Raw genomic sequence first — 18,949 nt, 5'->3', positions numbered from 1 at the left:
AACGAAATTGAGAAATCTCATAATACAATCGAGATTATTCGACTTCACTCTGTTTCGCTCAAAATGACAAAGCAAAAAATAAAACTAAATAACATAAATTATGAGCAAAGGAAACATTAATGTATCAGTAGAAAATATATTTCCGCTGATTAAAAAATTCTTGTATTCTGATCACGAAATCTTTTTACGTGAATTAATTTCTAACGGTACAGATGCAACTACAAAATTAAAACACTTAATTTCTATTGGTGAGGCCAAAACAGAATTGGGTGATGCTAAAATTGAAATCAGCATAGATAAAGATGCAAAAACGTTGACTATTAAAGATCAAGGTTTAGGAATGACTGCTGATGAAGTTGAAAAATACATCAATCAGATTGCATTTTCGGGCGCTGAAGAATTCTTAGATAAATACAAAGACGATAAAAACGAAACAGGTGTTATTGGCCATTTTGGTTTAGGTTTTTATTCTGCTTTTATGGTTGCTGATAAAGTTGAAATTAAAACAAAGTCGTTTAAAGACGAACCAGCTGCACATTGGACTTGTGACGGTTCTCCTGAATATACTTTAGTTGAAAACGACAAAACTGACAGAGGAACTGAGATTATTTTACACATTGCAGAAGATTCTACAGAATTTTTAGAAGAAGGTAAAATTAGAGGGTTATTAACCAAATACAATCGTTTTAACCAAGTGCCAATTAAATTTGGAACCAAAAAAGTAAACGATCCAACTCATGAGCCTGCAACCACTAAAGATAAAGATGGTAAAGAAACTACAGAGCCACACAGACAAATAGAGGTTGATGATATTATTAACAACACAAGCCCTGCTTGGACAAAAGCACCTGCAGATTTAGAAGCAGAAGATTATACAAATTTCTACCGAGAATTGTATCCAATGCAGTTTGAAGAGTCTTTGTTCCACATTCACTTAAATGTAGATTATCCGTTTAACTTAACCGGTATTTTATTTTTCCCTAAGTTAACGCAAAACATGGATATGCAGAAGGATAAAATTCAGCTATACCAAAATCAAGTTTTTGTAACGGATAATGTTGAAGGTATTGTACCAGACTTTTTACAAATGTTAAAAGGTGTAATAGATTCTCCAGATATTCCTTTAAATGTTTCGCGTTCTTATTTACAAGCAGATGGCGCTGTAAAAAAGATTTCTGGATACATTACTAAAAAGGTTGCTGATAAGTTGAGTTCATTATTCAAAAAAGATCGTGAAGATTTTGAGAAAAAATGGAACGACATTAAAGTAATTATTGAATATGGTATGTTATCTGAAGACAAATTCTTTGATAAAGCAAAGAAGTTTGCGCTTTACCCAACAGTTGCAGATACCTTTTTTACTTTTGATGAATTAATTGAAAAGACAAAAGATAACCAAACAGATAAGGAAGGAAATCATGTTATTTTGTATGCCTCTAACAAAGAAGCACAACACAGTTATATACAAGAAGCAACTGCCAAAGGTTACGAAGTTTTAGTTTTAGACTCGCCAATTATATCGCATTTAATGCAAAAATTAGAAGGTGGAGATGCTAAAGTTAAGTTTACTAGAGTTGATGCGGACTTTATTGATAATTTAATTAAAAAAGACGAAAACGTAATTTCTAAATTATCTGATGAAGAAAAAGAGAAATTAAAACCTGTAATAGAAAGTGCTGTAAACAGCAAAAGCTACACAGTACAGTTAGAAGCTATGGATTCTACTTCTTCTCCGTTTATAATAACTGTACCAGAATTTATGCGTAGAATGAAAGAAATGCAAGCTTCTGGTGGTGGTGGAATGATGGGAATGGGCAACATGCCAGACATGTACAACTTGGTTGTAAATACTAACAGTCCTTTAGTTTCTGAAATTTTAGCGGCAGATGAAGACAAGCAAAAAGGCTTAATTTCGCAAGCTTTTGATTTGGCAAAATTATCTCAAAACCTATTGCATGGTGAAGAGTTAACCAACTTTATCAAACGCTCTTATGAGTTGATTAAATAATCAGAAATTTATCATTCCTGCGTAAGCAGAAAGATAATATTTAGAAACCGCTTTGTAAAGACAGAGCGGTTTTTTTAGTTTAAAAGTTTTAAACTAAATTTATGCATTATTCGTTCTTTTTTAAAATATTGATTTTACTTCCCTAAGTAAAAAATGATTTTATCTTTAAAAAAGTAAGCTTTACTAATTGAGATTTTTATAAACGAAGCAATACCGCTAATTTTAAATTGAATTTTAAAATAAATACATTATGAAAACATTAAAAAAAGTATCAGCAAAACAAACTACAAAACTGGTAACATTTGTATTGTTCTTAACACTATTATTTTCTGGTGTTCAAACAAATGCACAAATACTAGTAAAAGGTGTTGTAAAAGGAAAAACAGCAACAGAGACCGAAGTTTTAAATGGAGCTAACATTTACTTAAAAGGAACTGCAATAGGAACTAGCTCCAATAAAAAAGGAGAATTTACATTTCCTAGAAAATTAAAAATTGGAGATGTTTTAGTTTTTACCTATTTAGGTTATGAAAAAAAGTTTGTAAAAATAAACAATGATGCTACTAATTTGGCAATTACTTTATTAGAAGATGCCAATGAAATGTTAGGCGCGCTTAACACAAACAAACGCTTTAAATCGAAAAGAAAACAAGGCAACTAATGCAAAAAAGACACCTTATTTTATGTTTACTTTTTTCTGTAATTGGTTTTGCGCAACAAGCAGATTTTAAGGAAATAGATTTTTCTAAAGCAGATTATATTGCAGAAAAAGTAAAGGTAAAAAGGCTTTACAACTTAAATAAACTCACATTTAACCTAACCCAAAACTTACCTACAGATGTAGAAAAAGTAAGGGCAATTTATATGTGGATTTGTACTAACATTGCAAACGATTTTCATTTGTTTGCTTTAAATGATAGAAAACGAAATAAATACGCACAAGATTCTATTAAGCTAGTAAATTGGAATTCTAAATTCAAAAAAAAACTTTTTAAAAAACTATTAAAGAGGAAAAAAACCATTTGTACCGGTTATGCCTATTTGTTTAAAGAAATGTGCAATTTTGCAGGTATAGAAAGTAAAATGGTAAATGGTTTTGGCAGAACAAGCGCCGTAGATTTTAGCAAATTAACTATGCCAAATCACACTTGGAATATTGTAAAACTACGCAATAAATGGTATTTGTGCGACCCAACTTGGTCTGCAGGAATTTCTTTACCACAAAATGGAAAATTTCAGTTTTCTTATAACAATGGTTATTTTTTAACTGAACCCAAACTTTTTTTTCAAAATCATTTTCCCTTAAAAAAAGAATATGCATTATTAGGCTCTAAAACACCAAGTTTTAAGACGTTTACAGAATTACCTTTATTGTATGGTGATGCTTTTAAATATATTAAAACAAGTCCATTTCCTTTAAAGATGTATCATCAAATTAAAAGGGACACCATAATATCTTTTAAATACCTTTTAAAAGAAAATAGTACTCCAAAGAAAATTAAATTTATAGTAAACAACGGCAATAGCAATATAGAAGCAAAACCTGCCACAATTAGTCTCAAAAAAAATGAATTAACCCTACAACATCTTTTTACAAAAAAAGGTTATTTTGATCTGCATTTATTTTTTGATGATAAAATTATTGCAACTTATATATTTGATGTTAAAAAATAAAGAGTAGCTTTATATTTTTAAAACGATAAACCATGCAATGGAGAACAAAAAGAACAAGTAGTAATGTAGATGATAGAAGAGGCGCCTCTTCTGGCAGAGGTTCTGGCGGTTTAAGTGGCGGTTTTGCAAAACTATTAATTCCTTTAGTTTTAAAGCTAGTTTCCACAAAAAAAGGATTAATAATTTTAGCAGTTGGTATTGGTGTTATGTACTTTACAGGAAATAATCCTTTAAACTTTATAATAGGAAACTCAAATAATCAAGTTACAAACACACCTTATAAAGGAACTGCCAAAGAAAATGAATTGGCAGATTTTAGCAACCAAGTTTTAAGAAGTACAGAAGATGTTTGGAACCAAATTATACCCAATTACAAAGAACCAACTTTAGTTTTATTTACCAATAGCGTTTCTTCTGCTTGTGGTTCTGCTTCAAGTGCAACAGGCCCTTTTTATTGTCCTGGAGACGATAAATTGTATATAGACTTGAGTTTTTTTGAAGAAATGACAAGAAAGTTAAACGCTCCTGGAGATTTTGCACAAGCTTACGTAATTGCACATGAAGTTGGGCATCATATTCAGAATTTAACGGGAATGACTAGAAAAGTACAAACTCAAAGGGGAAGAATTAGTCAAAAAGAGTATAATAAATTATCTGTGATGCTAGAATTACAAGCTGATTTTTATGCGGGTGTTTGGGCACATCATGCAAAATTTGACAATTTAATTTTAGATGATAGCGATTTAAGAGAAGCTTTAAATGCTGCTAATGCTATTGGCGATGATCGTTTACAGAAAAAATCTACTGGTAGAGTTGTACCCGATTCTTTTACACATGGTACTTCTGCCCAAAGAATGCGTTGGTTTAAAAAAGGTTTTGAAACTGGTGATATAAACCAAGGTGATACTTTTAACGTAAGAAATTTATAATTTACTACTGCAAATATTAGTATGATAACAATTAGAAAAGCAACGGATAAAGATGTAAAAGCTTTAGCTGAAGTAAGTAAAAAAGCATTTTATGTGCCACACAAAGATGTTATTCCAGACCATATAATGCAAGACTATCTAAAAAATAGTTTTAACGAAAAAACACTTTTATCAGAAATAAACAATCCCGATTTTAAATACAATTTAATTTTTAAAGATGCTATTTTAGCAGGCTTCTCCAAAATAATCATCAACACAAAAAACAGCAATATTAAAGCAGAAAATGTTACTAAATTAGAACGTATTTATCTTACAGAAACCTTTTATGGTTTAGGCTTAGGTAAAGAATTGTTCGCTTACAATTTAAAATTAATTAAAGAGGCTAAACAAAAAGGCGTTTGGTTATACGTTTGGATTAAAAATGATAGAGCTATCGATTTTTACAAAAAAGCAGGATTCAAAAAAATTGCCATGTATGATTTTCCTATTTCAGATACAGAAACAAGACCAAATGATGTTTTTTATTTAGAATTATAGCAAATACTCCTAATCTTCTAACTCAATATTTTTAGAATTCTCGGAATAAGTTCTCCACTTTTCTAAACAATTAGCAATATCACTTGGCACTTCTGAATTAAATTGCATAAACTCGCCTGTTTTTGGGTGTGTAAAACCTAATGTTTTGGCATGTAAGGCTTGTCTTGGCAAAACCTTAAAGCAATTGTGTACAAATTGTTTGTACTTGGTAAACGTTGTTCCTTTTAAAATATCATCACCTCCATAACGTTCATCATTAAAAAGTGTATGCCCAATATGTTTAAAATGCGCTCTAATTTGGTGTGTTCTTCCTGTTTCTAACTTGCATTGTACTAAAGTAACATAAGTTAAACGCTCTAAAACTTTAAAATGGGTAACTGCATGTTTTCCAAAATCACCATCAGGAAAAACAGCCATTTGCAATCTGTTTTTTAAACTACGTCCAATATTGCCTTCTATCCTGCCCTCATCTTCTTCTATATTTCCCCAAACCAAAGCATAATACAAACGCTCTGTAGTTCTGTCATAAAATTGTTTAGACAAATGTGCCATTGCAAATTCGTTTTTAGCAACAACCAATAAACCACTGGTATCTTTGTCTATTCTATGCACTAAACCTGGTCTTTCATTAGAATTTGTAGGTAAATTTTCTATGTGATGAATTAATCCATTTACCAAAGTACCAGAATAATTTCCATGGCCAGGATGCACAACCATACCTGCAGGTTTATTTACTACAATTACAGTATCATCTTCAAAAACAATATTTAATGGAATATCTTCTGCAACCAGTAAATTTTCCGCTGGCGGATAAGACAAAACCACGCGTACAACGTCTTTTGGTTTTACTTTATGATTCGATTTTACAGCAACATCATTCACCAAAACATTACCAGCCTTTGCGGCTTGTTGCACTTTATTTCGTGTTGCATTTTCAACAAAGTTCATTAAAAACTTATCTACACGCAAAGGTTCTTGTCCGTCACTTGCCACAAATTTATAATGTTCGTATAAATCGTCGTTTTCTATATCTTGATTTTTATTTTCCTGCAAATCGTTTTGTTTATTTTTTAATTATCCTTAGAATACCTACTGTAGACTGCCAACTGATTACTGAATACTGCCAACTGAAGACTGCCAACTGATTACTGCCCACTGAAAACGGACTACCTTTTCCCATCACCTAAAACTAAATCTACAATAGAATTTAGCGGTAATTTATCACCTTCATTAACTATTTTACCCTTAAAACGTAAACCTCTTACTACATCTTTTCCTATATCGTTTACATACGTGTAATTTGTTCCAACATTTAAACCAATTGCCCTTAACTCTGAGCTGGCTTGTCTTTTGGTTCTACCATTTAAATCTGGTAAGGTAACATCTCTGTATTTAGAAGGGTTTAAGGTTAAATAAATTTTACGTTTTTCCTTCACAAAATCTCCTGCTTCTGGTGTTTGTTCTATTACAGATTTTTTTGGATATTCTGGATTGTAACTTGCGCTATCAATAATCTTATAACTTAAATCTAATTCGTTTAGCTTTCTTTCTACCTCACTTAACGTAAGTTTCTGTAAATCTGGCACCTGTATTTTCTGATTATGATTAGTAGTAATGCCCAGCCAGTATTGTAACGCAAACACAAAAAGTAGCAAACCAATTACAGCAATGGCTATTTGTATAAAAAAAGTTTTACTTTTTAAAAACTGAAACAAACTCATTCTTAGATATTTTTAGTCCCACAAATATATAAAAAGTAAACGTGGCTGTTTCTATTTATATTTTGATAAATTTGTTTTATTATTTTAAATAAAATGAAGAAAAATATTGCCATTGCAATGGGTGGTTATTCATCCGAAAAAGACATTTCTATAAAAAGTGGAAATGTAGTTTACAAAAATCTAAACACCAAAAAATATAATACCTATAGAGTATTAATTTTAAAAGAAAAATGGGTAGCTTTAGATGAAACTGAAAATGAATATATAATTGATAAAAACGATTTTTCTTTCATTAGAAAAGGTACAAAAATTAATTTTGACTGTGTTTTCAACGCTATTCATGGTGCTCCTGGAGAAAATGGACAACTATTGGCTTATTTTAACCTTATTAATTTAAAACACACTTCTGCACCATTTTACCAAATGGCACTCACCTTTAATAAAAGAGATACCTTAAGTGCTGTAAAAGCTTACGGCATACAAACCGCCACTTCTATTTATTTGAATAAAGGTGATGAAATTAACCTAGATTCTATTATAGAAAAAGTAGGTTTACCGTGTTTTATAAAACCTAATAATGCAGGTTCTAGCTATGGAATTTCTAAAGCACATACAAAAGAAGATATTTTACCAGCCTTAGAAACGGCCTATAAAGAAGACTCAGAAATTTTAATTGAATCTTTTTTAGAAGGTACAGAAGTCTCTGTTGGGGTCATTCAGTATAAAGGAGAAACCAAAGTTTTACCTATTACAGAAATTGTTTCAGAGAATGATTTTTTTGATTATGAAGCCAAATATTTGGGAAAATCGCAAGAAATTACACCTGCAAGAATTACTGCTATTCAGCAAGAAAAAGTAGAGAAAACAGCTAAAAAAGTATATGAAGTTTTAAACATGACAGGTTTTTCTAGAGCAGAATATATTTTTGTAAATGATACCCCGTTTTTCTTAGAAATAAATACAGTACCAGGTTTAACTGAAGAAAGTATTTTGCCACAACAAGCGCAAAAAGCTGGTATATCTTTGGAAGAATTGTTTGAAAATGCAATTGAAAGTTGTTTTTAAAAGTTTCTTTTTAGTGAAACGAGATTTTTTGAAACTGAAGCAGGAAACAGGAATCAGGAAACAGGAAACAGGAAACAGGAAACAGGAAACAGGAATTAAGGTATTAAGGAATTAAGGTATTAAGGAATATTTATCTTTGATAGAGAAGACAAAAATTAAAAATAATTGAGTTTACTTATATTTGGGTAAAAACTGGAATATTATGAAAAGACACAATTTTAAAAAATTACAAATCTGGCAAGAATCAATAGAATTAGTAACACTAAATTATAAATTTACAGCGTCTTTACCCAATAACGAAAAATTTGGTTTGGTAAGTCAATTAAATCGTTGTTGTGTTTCTATTCCTTCAAATATTGCAGAAGGAACAAGTAAAAGTTCTACAAAACATTTTAAAAACTTTTTAGAACATAGTTTAGGGTCTGCATTTGAGTGGGAAACACAATTAATAATCTGTAATAATCTAAATTTTATTTCAATAAATAAATTTGAAGAATTTGAAGCAAGAATCAAAAAAATACAGCAAAAAATTTCTAATTTTATTGAATCTTTAGAAAAATAATTTTTCAAATTCTATACCTCCTGTTTCATGGTTCAAAAAAATCAAAAACATCAAAAATAAAAAAATGAAAAAAGCAATATTTCCAGGATCTTTTGATCCGTTAACTTTAGGACATTATGATATTATAGAAAGAGGTGTAAAACTTTTTGACGAACTAATTATTGCAATTGGAGTTAATTCTAGTAAGAAATACATGTTTTCTTTAGAAGAACGCAAAAAATTTATAGAAGAATCTTTTAAAGACAATCCTAAAATTAAAGTGGTTACTTATGAAGGTTTAACGGTAGATTTCTGTAAAAAAAATAATGTAGATTTTATTTTTAGAGGCCTTAGAAATCCTGCTGATTTTGAATTTGAAAAAGCCATAGCACACACAAACAGAGATTTAGCACCAATAGAAACGGTGTTTTTATTAACTGCTGCAAGTACTTCTTATATTTCTTCTTCTATTGTAAGAGATGTTATTAGAAATAATGGAGATTACACAAAACTAGTACCTAAAGCAGTAAGAGTTAAATAATTACAAATGAAAAAAATTCTATTTTTACTACTTACCATTCTTATTATTTCTTGCAATTCTAAAACTGAAAGTGAAGTTGATTTCACCACAATTTTCGAAAAATCTAACGGAACAGAAACACCTGAATATGAGGACGTCATATCATTTTATAAGAATTTAGCCGAAGAATATTCGCAAATCTCTTTGTTTTCTTTTGGGCAAACAGACTCTGGTAAACCTTTACATTTAGTTGTTTATAATAGTGAAGGTGTTTTTAATGTTGATGAAATTACAAAATCTAGAAAAAATAGAATTTTAATAAATAACGGAATTCACCCAGGAGAATCAGATGGAATTGATGCTTCTATGATGCTTTTAAGAGATATCGTACAAAGCGATTCTTTGCAAAAAAAATATAAAAACTCATTAGTTGCTGTAATTCCTGTTTATAATATAGGTGGTGCTTTAAATAGAAATTCGCACACAAGAGCCAATCAAAATGGGCCTGTTTCTTATGGCTTTAGGGGAAATGCTAGAAATTTTGATTTAAATAGAGATTTTATTAAACAAGACACCAAAAATGCAGCTGCTTTTGCAGAAATTTTTCATACTGTAAATCCTGATGTTTTTATAGACAACCATGTAAGTAATGGTGCAGATTATCAATATGCAATTACACATTTGTTTACCCAATATAATAAATTAGGCGGAAACTTAGGTGCATTTTTAGAAACTAAAATGCGACCACAAATAGAAAAATCTTTAGAAGAAAAAGATATTTTAATTACACCTTATGTAAATGTTTGGGGAACTACACCAGAAAATGGATTTTCGCAGTTTTTTGATTCACCAAGATATTCTACAGGATACACTACTTTGTTTCACACACTAGGTTTAATGGTAGAAACACACATGCTAAAACCTTATAAAACACGAGTTGAGCAAACATATCAATTGATGTTATCTGCCTTTGATTTTACTGAAAATAATTCAACAGAAATTAAAGAATTACGTAAAAATGCAGTGGCTGAACTCTTAGCTAAAAAAAGTTACCCAATTGCTTTTAAAGCGGACAAAGAAAACTCAACAAAACTACAATTTAAAGGTTATGAAGCTGAAATGATAGAAAGCAAAGTAACCAACGGAAAACGTTTGTTTTACGATGTAACTAAGCCATTTACTAAAGAAACAAATTACTACAATAATTTTATAGCTACAAAAGAAGTAAACATACCAAAAGCTTATATTTTAAAACAAGGTTGGCATAAAATTGTATCGCGTTTAGACAATAATAAAATTGAATATACGCGTTTTAAAAAAGACACTAGTTTTATTGTTGAAGTAAACCATATTAAAGATTTTGAAACAAGAAACGCTGCTTATGAAGGGCATTATTTACACTATAATACTTCCATTTCTAAAACAAAAGAAAAAGTTACTTTTAAAGCCGGTGATTTATACATACCAACAAATCAAAATGGAATACGCTATTTGTTAGAAACCCTAGAAGCAACAGCAACAGATTCTTTTTTTAATTGGAACTTTTTTGACACTATTTTACAGCAAAAAGAAGGCTACTCTGCTTATGTTTTTGAAGATATTGCTGAAAAAATTCTACTAGAAAATCCTTCAATAAAGGCTAAGCTTCTAGAAAAAATGAAAGATGAAGCTTTTACTAAAAATCCAAGAGCACAGTTAGATTTTATTTACAAAAATTCACCCTATTACGAGCCAGCACATTTACAATTGCCAATTTATAAAATTTATTAATGAAATATTTTACCACTTTACTACTAGTAATTACATTTTTAGGATGTAAACAAGAAAAAGAGACAATGAGCACAGAACAAACGTTTTACGTAGGTACTTACACTAAAAAAGATAGCAAAGGTATTTATAAATATAGCCTTTCTAAAGAAGGAAAATTAAGTGAAATTGGCCTACAGGCAACTGTTGTAAATCCTACTTTTTTAGTAAAATCTAAGGATAAAAAAACATTGTTTGCTGTTGGTGAAACCGATAAAAATGGTGTTGGATTTGTCCGATCTTTTAAAATTGAAAAAGATTCTTTAACACAAGTAAGCAAAGAAAAAACAGGTGGTGCAGGACCTTGTTTTGTTGGAATAAATGATGATAATTATATTGTAACTGCCAATTATAGAGCAGGTACTGTTGGTTTACTTAAAACAGATACAAATGGTAAACTAAGTAATTTATTAGATGTACAACAACATTTTGGTAAAGGCACTACAGAAAGACAAAAAGCACCACATGCACATTCTGCATGGTTTCACCCAACTAAAAAAGAGCTTATTTCTGTAGATTTAGGAACGAATGAATTGTGGTTTTCTAAAATTGAAAATGATAAATTAACACTTACAGCACAACAAAAATTGGCAATGCCAAAAGGTTCAGGACCAAGACATTTAACTTTTCATCCGAATAAAAAATGGATTTTTGTTTTAAATGAACTAGCAAATACCGTTTCTTTAGTAAAAGAAAACAACGGCAAATATTTTGTAGAAAGTACAATTACCACCTTACCAAACGATTTTACTGAATTTAGTAAAGCTGCAGATATTCATATTACAAAAGATGGGTTGTTTCTATATGCTTCTAATCGAGGACATGAATCTATTGCTATTTTTGAAGTAAATACAGCAGATGGATCACTAAAAACTGTAGGTTATGAAAATGTTAGAGGCGAACACCCAAGAAACTTCTCTTTATCACCAAATGAAGATTTTTTAGTAGTTGCCAATCAAGATACAGATAACATCATCTCCTTTAAGAGAGATGAAAAAACAGGTAAATTAATTTTTGTAGATGAAATTAAAGCACCAATACCTGTTTGTATTTTATTTTAAAAATTAAACAAAAAAAAATGACATTAATTGCTATACTAAATTTTTTCTCCAATGTATTTGGATTTACAATAACCATTTTAGGTGGAATTTTGTTAATAAGACACAGGCAATGTATTGCCTACTTTAAAAGTTCTTTTACATTTATAAAACAAGATTATGAACCTGAAATAGTTGAAGATTATGATAACATTTTTAAAGAAGCTTTAAAAGCCATTAAATATGGTTTTAGTACTTTAAAGAAAAGTAATTCTAAACAAAGGTATTTTAGTAATCAATCCAATGAAATTAATCAAATTATTGTTTTAATTGGAAAGCTAGTTGTATTTTCTGGAATTTTAGGCATTATCACAACTTTTATTAGTAGTATTTGGATGATTTTTAAAATGTAAATACAATTTTTAATAAAAATTCGCGTGCTTATTTTATAAACTACCTAATTTTATCCAGTAAATCACTTAACATAAGTGCTTCTAAATCGGTTAGTTTCTCTAAAAAAGATAAGTTTTTGTTCTTATCTATGTTAGTAAGCAATGCCAAACCTTGTTCAGATATTTGTACATAAACTACACGTCTATCATGTTCACAACGTGTTCTTTCTATTAAATTTTTATCACACAACTTATCCATTAAACGTGTTGCATTAGGCGCACGTTCTATCATTCTATCTTTTACAACCTGAACCTTAACTTGTTTTTTAGCGCCTCTTAAAATTCTTAGAATATTGTATTGTTGTGGCGAAATTCCATAAGGTTTAAAAAACTCGTTTTCCTTACTATTTAACCAATTAGCGGTATATTTTAAGTTGATTAAAGCTTTTAATTTATCGCTTTTAAAACTTGATTTTATGTCTTTAGCTATATCTCCCATTTTGCTCTGTTGTGAGTTGTGCGTTGTTGGTTGTTGGTTGTTGGTAAAAAATAAATTTGATTTTGAATAAAAAAGAAAAAATTGTTAATTTTTCACCCTTCACTCTCTTCTCTCTTCTCTTTTCTCTCTTCTCTCTTTTTTCTTTGATCTCTATTCTCTTCTCTTTATTCTTTATTCTTTATTCTTTATTCTCTCTTCTCTTTAATCAAAAAACCTACGCTCTCAACTTTAAATCTTGCATAATTTTATTAAACTCCTCTGTTGTTGGTGTTAAATACGCTTGATCATCTACAAATAAGGTTGGAAATTTAGCCACACCATTATACAACTCCTTACTATGTTCTCTAGCTTCAGCGTCTTTAGAAATGTCTTTATAAACATAAGGCACATCTGTAGAATTTAAAAAATTTTTAAATGCTACTGTATATGCATGTCCTTGTTTACCGTATAAAGTTATTTTCATTTTTTATTGATTTACTGCGTTTTCAAATTGTGCCAATTGCTCTTGTAAACTGGCTAAAAGTTCTGTATTAGTTATTTTATCCTCTTTAAAGTTTTCTGAAAAAGTAGGTAACGAAAATGTAAAAATTGGTTTAGCTGCATGTCTAGGAAAACGTTGTTCTGCTGCAGCTAATACAAACCTACCTCCCATTGCTCCTGGTGAAGTTGCCATTAGTAATACTGGTTTTTCTCTAAATATTTTACCATTAACTACAGAACACCAATCGAAAATATTTTTAAAAGCAGCTGCATAAGAACCATTATGCTCTGCTAGTGAAACCATAAAACCATCATAAGTATCTAAACTTTTAGAAAAGTTAACAATATCTTCTGGTATTCCGTTTTCTTTCTGCTCATCTTCACTATACATAGGTACTGTAAAGTCTCTAAAATCTATAATATCAAAATTAGTTTTAGTTAAACTTTTTGCGGTAAAGGTTACCAACTGCTTATTTATAGAAGTTGAACTAGTGCTTCCTGCAAAGGCTAATATTTTTTTCATAATGTTATTAGTTTAGATTTTATAAATTACTAATCTTTAATTGTAGTAATTATAGGTGTTTCTCCTTTTACCATTTTGGCAACAGGGCACTTGCCTGCAAATATTAATAATCTCTTTTTTTGATAGTCAGAAACTTCTTTTTCAAATGAAATTTCTTCGGCTAATAAAAAGGTTCCATCTTCTTTTTTTGTTTGCGTTACATTCACTGTAATTTCACCTACGTCCCAACCTTTTCTTTCTGCATACATTCTTAAAGTCATAGAAACACAACCACCAATTGCAGTTAATAAATATTCTACTGGTGATGGACCTGTATCTCCTCCTCCATAAAAACCGGGTTCGTCTATTACCGCAAAATGATTTCTCATTTTTGCTTCTGCCAAATACTTTTTGGTACTTAAAACTACATTTGAATTTGCCATTATTGTATTTTTTTGCTAAAAATATAAGATACTATCAGCAAAACTAATGCAACTAAAGCACCCATTTGCTCGCCATCTGAAATCATGTAATGTGCAAAAAATGCCAAGATAAAATTGAAGAAAAAACCTGCATAAGCCCATTCTTTAACCGCTTTATTTTTTACAAACCAAATTGCGATTAAACCTAGTATTTTTGCAGTGGCTAAAGGATAAATAATGTAAGTTGGATAACCAAAACTAATGAAAGCTTTTGTAATTGCATCATTATTGAAAAGATACATACTTACCGAAAAAAGCATTAATAGCGTTAATAAGCCTGTGGCTGCGTAATAGACTATTTTATTAATCTTCATATTATCTTTTTAAAATGAATACAAAAATAGGTGTTTTAAATTTATTTGCCAAGGAAAATAAATCCAAGGAAGTATATTAATTAGAAAGTGAATAGTTAATTAAAGATAGGACCAAAACTAGCAAACTGGAGTAGCCCAGATTGAACGGCCTGTTTGAGCTCTCACGCTTTTGGGCGTGAAGCGAGTAGTGAAAGCTGGAAATAGCTTCAAATAAAATTTGTTATTTATTTAAAAAGATTTGTACGTAAACTGATAAACCAATTAATTGTTCATTTTAATAGAATCTATTTGTTGTTGCAGCTTTTTTATGCGTTCTAAATCTTTTACTTGTTTAGAAATTAGTTTAATAGAATCTAAAATAGCACGATTTGTCTCTAAAATGGTTTCTTCTTTTTCGAAGTAAATATTTTGTGTTTCACTACTTCTCCAGGCTTCATTTAACTGCTTATACACTTCTTCATTCCATGTACTTGGGCGTTTTGCTTCTATCCACACAACATCTCTATACTCGCTATCTATTAAAGCCAAATCTGGTGTTGCAGAACCATCAAACTGTGCATTTTCTTTTTGAATTGCAGAAATTGTACCCAAGAAAAACATACGTTTTCTGCCAGCAATTTCTTTAATATAAGGTCTAAATTCTACAGGTTTATTTACAGACCAATCATACTCTTTACGAGATTCTATAACTTTTAAAGGCATTGCAGAAACGCCTGCATAGCCTTCTTTTTTAGAGGCATGATCGTAATAATACACCTTGTCTGAACCGTCTGCAGGTATAAAAACACTAAACGTTAAACTAGTTCTTTCATTACCAACTGGCTCTAAACCAAACCAATGATATAAGCCATTGTAAGCGCCAACATTTGTGCTAGAAAAATTAAAATCGGTTACAAATGGTTGTTGATTTTGATCGTCTGGTAAATTTGGAATTTTAACGGCTGTTTTCATATTCCAAGGCAAAGGATCTGAAAAACCTGCCAAAAACTTTAAACTTTCTGCTTGTAAACGCGATACTTTTTCTGCCAACGTATTTTGCCTAGTTAAATAATTGTGATTTTTCATTTCTTCTGGCGAAATGTAAGTTCCTTTACCAATGGCAATTCTTTCTAAATAATCTTTAAAATTATGTTCTCCATTTTCTATGACCATAACTCCGCCAAAAGTGGGATAAGGAAAGAAAAAACCTTTCCATTTAATTAAGCTAACTACTTGTACCCAAGCACCTTTATCATTTTTCATATAATAGGTGTCACTTGGCTCGTAATTAAATAACATCCAAGGGGTTAAGCGTTGTACAACTGCGTTGTAAGTGTTTCTGCTGAATTTTAAAGACTCGCCAATAGAAAAAGTTACGGGAATTCTATTTTCTGATGAAAAACGCGGAAAAGGTGTGGTACTAGAAACTGCAAAAACTTCCTCTGTATTGTCTTTTAAGCCTTGCCAATAGTATTTTTCTGTGGGTTGAATTGCCATTGTCCATTGATTATGGTCTTCTATTCTAACCAAGTGTGGCAAGGAAACGTCTTTTGTTTCTCCAACAGATTCGTTTGCCATAGAAAAAATATTTCTTAGAGGCTGAATTCTTTCGTTTTGCGTAAGTGGCAGTTCTACAATTTCTACTTTTTGTAAATCGTTAAAAACGTTGTAGGTTTTCATGTAATCGTAAAAATTGAGGTTCCAACCTACGTAATATAAGATTCCGAAAAATGCCGATAGAAATAGTAAAATACCAATTCTTTTGCCTGTACCTACTGATTTTCTAAAGTTTCTTAAGCCTAAAATTAAAACTAAAAAACCTAAGAGAATTATAAATATAAATTTTCTAACAAATAATAATGCTGGTTGATAATCGTCTCGTAAAAAGAATAATAAGGCAATAATTATAATGCCTAGTAGTATTGTATTTCTTTTTTGTTTTGCTCCTTTGTTCCAGTATGTTTTGATCATAATCCCATCTTAATCTTCCCATTTCGACTGCGCTAAATGCAGGCTTGAGAAGAAACTCATAATCTGAGTTTGTTATGTTAACAATTTTACAATTTTAATGATTGTATTTTTTTTAAATCTAATTTTATACCTTGTTTTTAATTCAAGACCTTTCTCTTTTTAACTGCTCCTGTCTCTTGTCTCTTGTCTCTTGTCTCAAAACTACAACTCCTACTTCAAAAACCCTTTATCTTTTAAACGATCTCTTGCACTTTTTTCTTGTGCTTTTGGCTTTTCTATTTCTTTTTGTGCGCGTTCAATTACTTCTGGTTCTTTTGTGGTTAAATCCTCCACAAAGTCTTTTCCCTTTTCTACAACATCTTTAAATTTTTCTTCAAAAGTATCTGAACTTTCTTCAATAATTGCTGTTGATTTAAAAATAAAACCTGCACAATATGTTCCTATTAAAGTACCAAAAATCATAGATGCAAAAAGTGATATTGTTGCAATATCTATTGGTATTAAAAAACGAGTAATTAAAATTACAACTAAAAATAATACTGTAATGTAGACCAACCTTAACAATAAATTTTGCTGATAAATAAAACCTTTTTTGTTATCAGGTTTCATCTGTAATTCTTTAGAATTCATTACTTTATTAAAAAAACGATATACTCCGTTAGTTTGTGATTCTCTCCAGTAAATTACTGCGCCAAATAATAATGTTGCAATAAATGTAATTAGTTCTAGTGTCATAGTTTTATTTTTAGTTTGATATAGGAAGTTTTAAGTGGGAAGTTTTCTTACTTAAACTTCAAACTAAATACTTTTTTTATTTTTAATTATTTTACTTCACTTCTAAAAGCTATTGTAATATTCATTAAGTGATAACAATCTTTACAAAATTTATCAAAGTCATTTTTTTATTTTTATAAAGATAGTATTTTCACAAATTACCTCGAACTACTTCCAGCTTATCCGTTCAAACTTCCAACTTCAAACTTCTTACTTATCAAAACCCTGCTTTTATGGTTTCAATAATCCACTCTTTTGTAGATTCTGATTGTTTTTTAAATAATTTATAAAACCTTTCTTTATGATACCAATATAAAAATAACACATCTTTTGGAGCTATATTTACTAATAAACTCCAAATTAAATCTTGTTCATTTGCCCTTAAAGAAGAATGTGGTTTATATAAAGCATTTAGCATTTCTGTATGCAAAACCTCTTCTGGTTTTATATTTTTTGATAACTTTTGCTTTTCTAAAAAAATAGACAAACCCATTACTTTTTTACGGGCTGTAACATCTATTTTATTTAAATAACTTTTAAATAAAATATTATCTTTTAAAACATCTTTAATTGGATGCGTATTTTCTGTAATATATTCTGCCAACATAAATTGCTGAATCCTTTGATGTCTTTTTTTGGTAATGGGTTCATTTAAATCTAGCTCAATTACATTATAAGATTTTAATTTATCTAGTAATTCTTTGTGAGAAATATGATACATTAAAACATCATAAGTAGTATTTGTAATGGCTTCTTTATAGATTGCCAAATCTTCGAAAACCAAAATAGGCATTGCCAAATCTCTTAATAAATAAATACCTCCAAAAGCTTTTGTGTAAAAAGATTCTGTTTTAAAAAGAACAGCATCTAAATCTAAAGTTCTAGTTCTTAAATCGCCATATTTTTTTGCTGAGTCTAGTAACTTTTGGTGAATTTTCTCATCAATAAAATTTTGATCTTTTTTAAATTCTTTAATTAACGCTAACTGTTTTTGTTTTGCCTTTTTTAAATCATTTATCAAATGAAATTTAACCGTTATTTCTTTATATTTTAAAATATCTAAAGGCTCATAAAAAGCATCTATTTTCTGATCAAAATCTAAACACAAGGCAGAATCTCTTGTAATATTTTTAATTTTTTCTGCGTGTGTTTTAAAAACGGCTTTCATTAATTCTTTATCAAAAGAATGAAACGGATTATACAACGCAATTCCTTTTTGCTTTGGAGTAATTATTATTGCATGCGTGTTTGCCTCTCCATTATTTAAGTAAAACTGTTCTTGTTTTTCTTCTGCAATTTCTGGACTCCACCCCATACCATCAATAAAAAAAGAAGATAATTCTGTGGGCGTAAAACCTAATTTTTGTAAACACCTATTGTAACGTTCTACTAATTTTCCGTTTACGAGAATTAGTTCGTTTCTGTATAAATTGGCTTGTTTTAGTTTATCCATATTCCTATCCTAAATCCTTTCCAAAGGAAAGGACTTTGCTTACTCAATTGTTTTTTTTAACTTTTAAATGATACAACAACATTATGGTTCTTGCGTCTATGATTTTCCTATCCTAAATTCTTTCCAAAGGAAAGGACTTTGCTTACTCCATTATTTTTTTAACTTTCAAATAATACAACAACATTATAGTTCTTGCGTCAATGGTTTTCCTATCCTAAATCCTTTCCAAAGGAAAGGACTTTGATTACTCAATTGTTTTTTTAAC

The 18,949-nt window shown here is 29.8% G+C and carries 21 protein-coding genes; 11 read left to right on the top strand and 10 right to left on the bottom strand.

From position 1 onward, the window contains the following. Positions 1-100 precede the first annotated feature (100 nt). From htpG to Q0684_RS13250, 5 genes are all read left to right on the top strand, one after another. Positions 101-2,008 (top strand): molecular chaperone HtpG, encoded by a 1,908-nt coding sequence (htpG, locus tag Q0684_RS13270; protein WP_299017766.1) that lies wholly within the window; start codon positions 101-103, stop codon positions 2,006-2,008. A gap of 250 nt (positions 2,009-2,258) precedes the next feature. Further along, positions 2,259-2,669, top strand: coding sequence for a carboxypeptidase-like regulatory domain-containing protein (locus Q0684_RS13265; protein WP_299017763.1), 411 nt, complete (start codon positions 2,259-2,261; stop codon positions 2,667-2,669). Beyond that, positions 2,669-3,682, top strand: a complete 1,014-nt coding sequence (locus Q0684_RS13260) for a transglutaminase domain-containing protein (protein ID WP_299017761.1) — start codon at positions 2,669-2,671, stop codon at positions 3,680-3,682. Before Q0684_RS13265 ends, Q0684_RS13260 begins: the two co-directional genes overlap by 1 nt. A gap of 32 nt (positions 3,683-3,714) precedes the next feature. Continuing rightward, positions 3,715-4,611, top strand: coding sequence for a neutral zinc metallopeptidase (locus Q0684_RS13255; protein ID WP_299017758.1), 897 nt, complete (start codon positions 3,715-3,717; stop codon positions 4,609-4,611). Between the two features lie 21 nt (positions 4,612-4,632). Beyond that, positions 4,633-5,148: a GNAT family N-acetyltransferase gene (locus Q0684_RS13250; RefSeq protein WP_299017756.1), complete on the top strand. Its 516-nt coding sequence runs from the start codon at positions 4,633-4,635 to the stop codon at positions 5,146-5,148. A 9-nt stretch (positions 5,149-5,157) separates the two neighbouring features. Here the strand turns inward: Q0684_RS13250 and Q0684_RS13245 are convergent, their stop codons facing one another. Beyond that, on the bottom strand, positions 5,158-6,201 hold the full coding sequence (locus tag Q0684_RS13245; RefSeq protein ID WP_299017753.1) for an RluA family pseudouridine synthase: 1,044 nt from the start codon (positions 6,199-6,201) through the stop codon (positions 5,158-5,160). 113 nt (positions 6,202-6,314) lie between these two features. Next, positions 6,315-6,869 (bottom strand): PASTA domain-containing protein, encoded by a 555-nt coding sequence (locus tag Q0684_RS13240; protein WP_299017750.1) that lies wholly within the window; start codon positions 6,867-6,869, stop codon positions 6,315-6,317. A gap of 93 nt (positions 6,870-6,962) precedes the next feature. Between Q0684_RS13240 and Q0684_RS13235 the strand changes: the two genes are divergently transcribed. The 6 genes from Q0684_RS13235 to Q0684_RS13210 all read left to right on the top strand — a co-directional run bounded on the left by Q0684_RS13235 (position 6,963) and on the right by Q0684_RS13210 (position 12,251). Continuing rightward, positions 6,963-7,934: a D-alanine--D-alanine ligase gene (locus tag Q0684_RS13235; RefSeq protein WP_299017747.1), complete on the top strand. Its 972-nt coding sequence runs from the start codon at positions 6,963-6,965 to the stop codon at positions 7,932-7,934. Positions 7,935-8,136: 202 nt separating this feature from the next. Continuing rightward, the gene (locus tag Q0684_RS13230; RefSeq protein ID WP_299017744.1) at positions 8,137-8,496 is read left to right on the top strand and encodes a four helix bundle protein; all 360 of its coding nucleotides are present in this window, start codon (positions 8,137-8,139) and stop codon (positions 8,494-8,496) included. A 64-nt stretch (positions 8,497-8,560) separates the two neighbouring features. Beyond that, complete coding sequence (gene coaD / locus Q0684_RS13225; protein WP_299017742.1) at positions 8,561-9,016, top strand: pantetheine-phosphate adenylyltransferase; 456 nt, start codon at positions 8,561-8,563, stop codon at positions 9,014-9,016. Between the two features lie 6 nt (positions 9,017-9,022). Further along, the gene (locus Q0684_RS13220) at positions 9,023-10,765 is read left to right on the top strand and encodes a M14 family metallopeptidase (RefSeq protein ID WP_299017740.1); all 1,743 of its coding nucleotides are present in this window, start codon (positions 9,023-9,025) and stop codon (positions 10,763-10,765) included. Then, positions 10,765-11,862, top strand: coding sequence for a lactonase family protein (locus tag Q0684_RS13215; protein WP_299017738.1), 1,098 nt, complete (start codon positions 10,765-10,767; stop codon positions 11,860-11,862). The genes Q0684_RS13220 and Q0684_RS13215 overlap by 1 nt, the downstream gene beginning before the upstream one ends. A gap of 17 nt (positions 11,863-11,879) precedes the next feature. Next, positions 11,880-12,251 carry a hypothetical protein gene (locus Q0684_RS13210; RefSeq protein WP_299017736.1) on the top strand — a complete coding sequence of 124 codons (372 nt, stop codon included), beginning with the start codon at positions 11,880-11,882 and terminating at the stop codon, positions 12,249-12,251. Positions 12,252-12,291: 40 nt separating this feature from the next. Here Q0684_RS13210 and Q0684_RS13205 read toward each other — a convergent pair whose 3' ends face one another. The 8 genes from Q0684_RS13205 to Q0684_RS13170 all read right to left on the bottom strand — a co-directional run bounded on the left by Q0684_RS13205 (position 12,292) and on the right by Q0684_RS13170 (position 18,684). Further along, complete coding sequence (locus tag Q0684_RS13205) at positions 12,292-12,729, bottom strand: MarR family transcriptional regulator (RefSeq protein WP_299017733.1); 438 nt, start codon at positions 12,727-12,729, stop codon at positions 12,292-12,294. A 214-nt stretch (positions 12,730-12,943) separates the two neighbouring features. Further along, positions 12,944-13,192: a glutaredoxin gene (locus tag Q0684_RS13200; RefSeq protein WP_299017730.1), complete on the bottom strand. Its 249-nt coding sequence runs from the start codon at positions 13,190-13,192 to the stop codon at positions 12,944-12,946. A 3-nt stretch (positions 13,193-13,195) separates the two neighbouring features. Continuing rightward, positions 13,196-13,732 (bottom strand): NAD(P)H-dependent oxidoreductase, encoded by a 537-nt coding sequence (locus Q0684_RS13195; RefSeq protein WP_299017725.1) that lies wholly within the window; start codon positions 13,730-13,732, stop codon positions 13,196-13,198. A 29-nt stretch (positions 13,733-13,761) separates the two neighbouring features. Next, positions 13,762-14,154 (bottom strand): OsmC family protein, encoded by a 393-nt coding sequence (locus tag Q0684_RS13190; protein WP_299017723.1) that lies wholly within the window; start codon positions 14,152-14,154, stop codon positions 13,762-13,764. Next, on the bottom strand, positions 14,154-14,507 hold the full coding sequence (locus tag Q0684_RS13185; RefSeq protein ID WP_299017721.1) for a DoxX family protein: 354 nt from the start codon (positions 14,505-14,507) through the stop codon (positions 14,154-14,156). Before Q0684_RS13185 ends, Q0684_RS13190 begins: the two co-directional genes overlap by 1 nt. Before the next feature lie 261 nt (positions 14,508-14,768). Then, entirely contained in the window at positions 14,769-16,457 is a 1,689-nt protein-coding gene (locus tag Q0684_RS13180) for a hypothetical protein (RefSeq protein WP_299017718.1), read from the bottom strand. Positions 16,458-16,667: 210 nt separating this feature from the next. Continuing rightward, a complete protein-coding gene (locus Q0684_RS13175) occupies positions 16,668-17,192 on the bottom strand; it encodes a hypothetical protein (RefSeq protein WP_299017715.1) in 525 nt (174 codons plus the stop codon). 256 nt (positions 17,193-17,448) lie between these two features. Further along, positions 17,449-18,684 carry a DUF6638 family protein gene (locus tag Q0684_RS13170; RefSeq protein WP_299017712.1) on the bottom strand — a complete coding sequence of 412 codons (1,236 nt, stop codon included), beginning with the start codon at positions 18,682-18,684 and terminating at the stop codon, positions 17,449-17,451. Between the last annotated feature and the right edge of the window lie 265 nt (positions 18,685-18,949).

Source organism: uncultured Polaribacter sp. (assembly GCF_947503875.1).
In the GTDB taxonomy this organism is placed as follows: Bacteria; Bacteroidota; Bacteroidia; order Flavobacteriales; family Flavobacteriaceae; genus Polaribacter.
The sequence above is the reverse complement of the archived record's forward strand: the minus strand, read 5'-3'. Positions and strand labels throughout refer to the sequence as shown.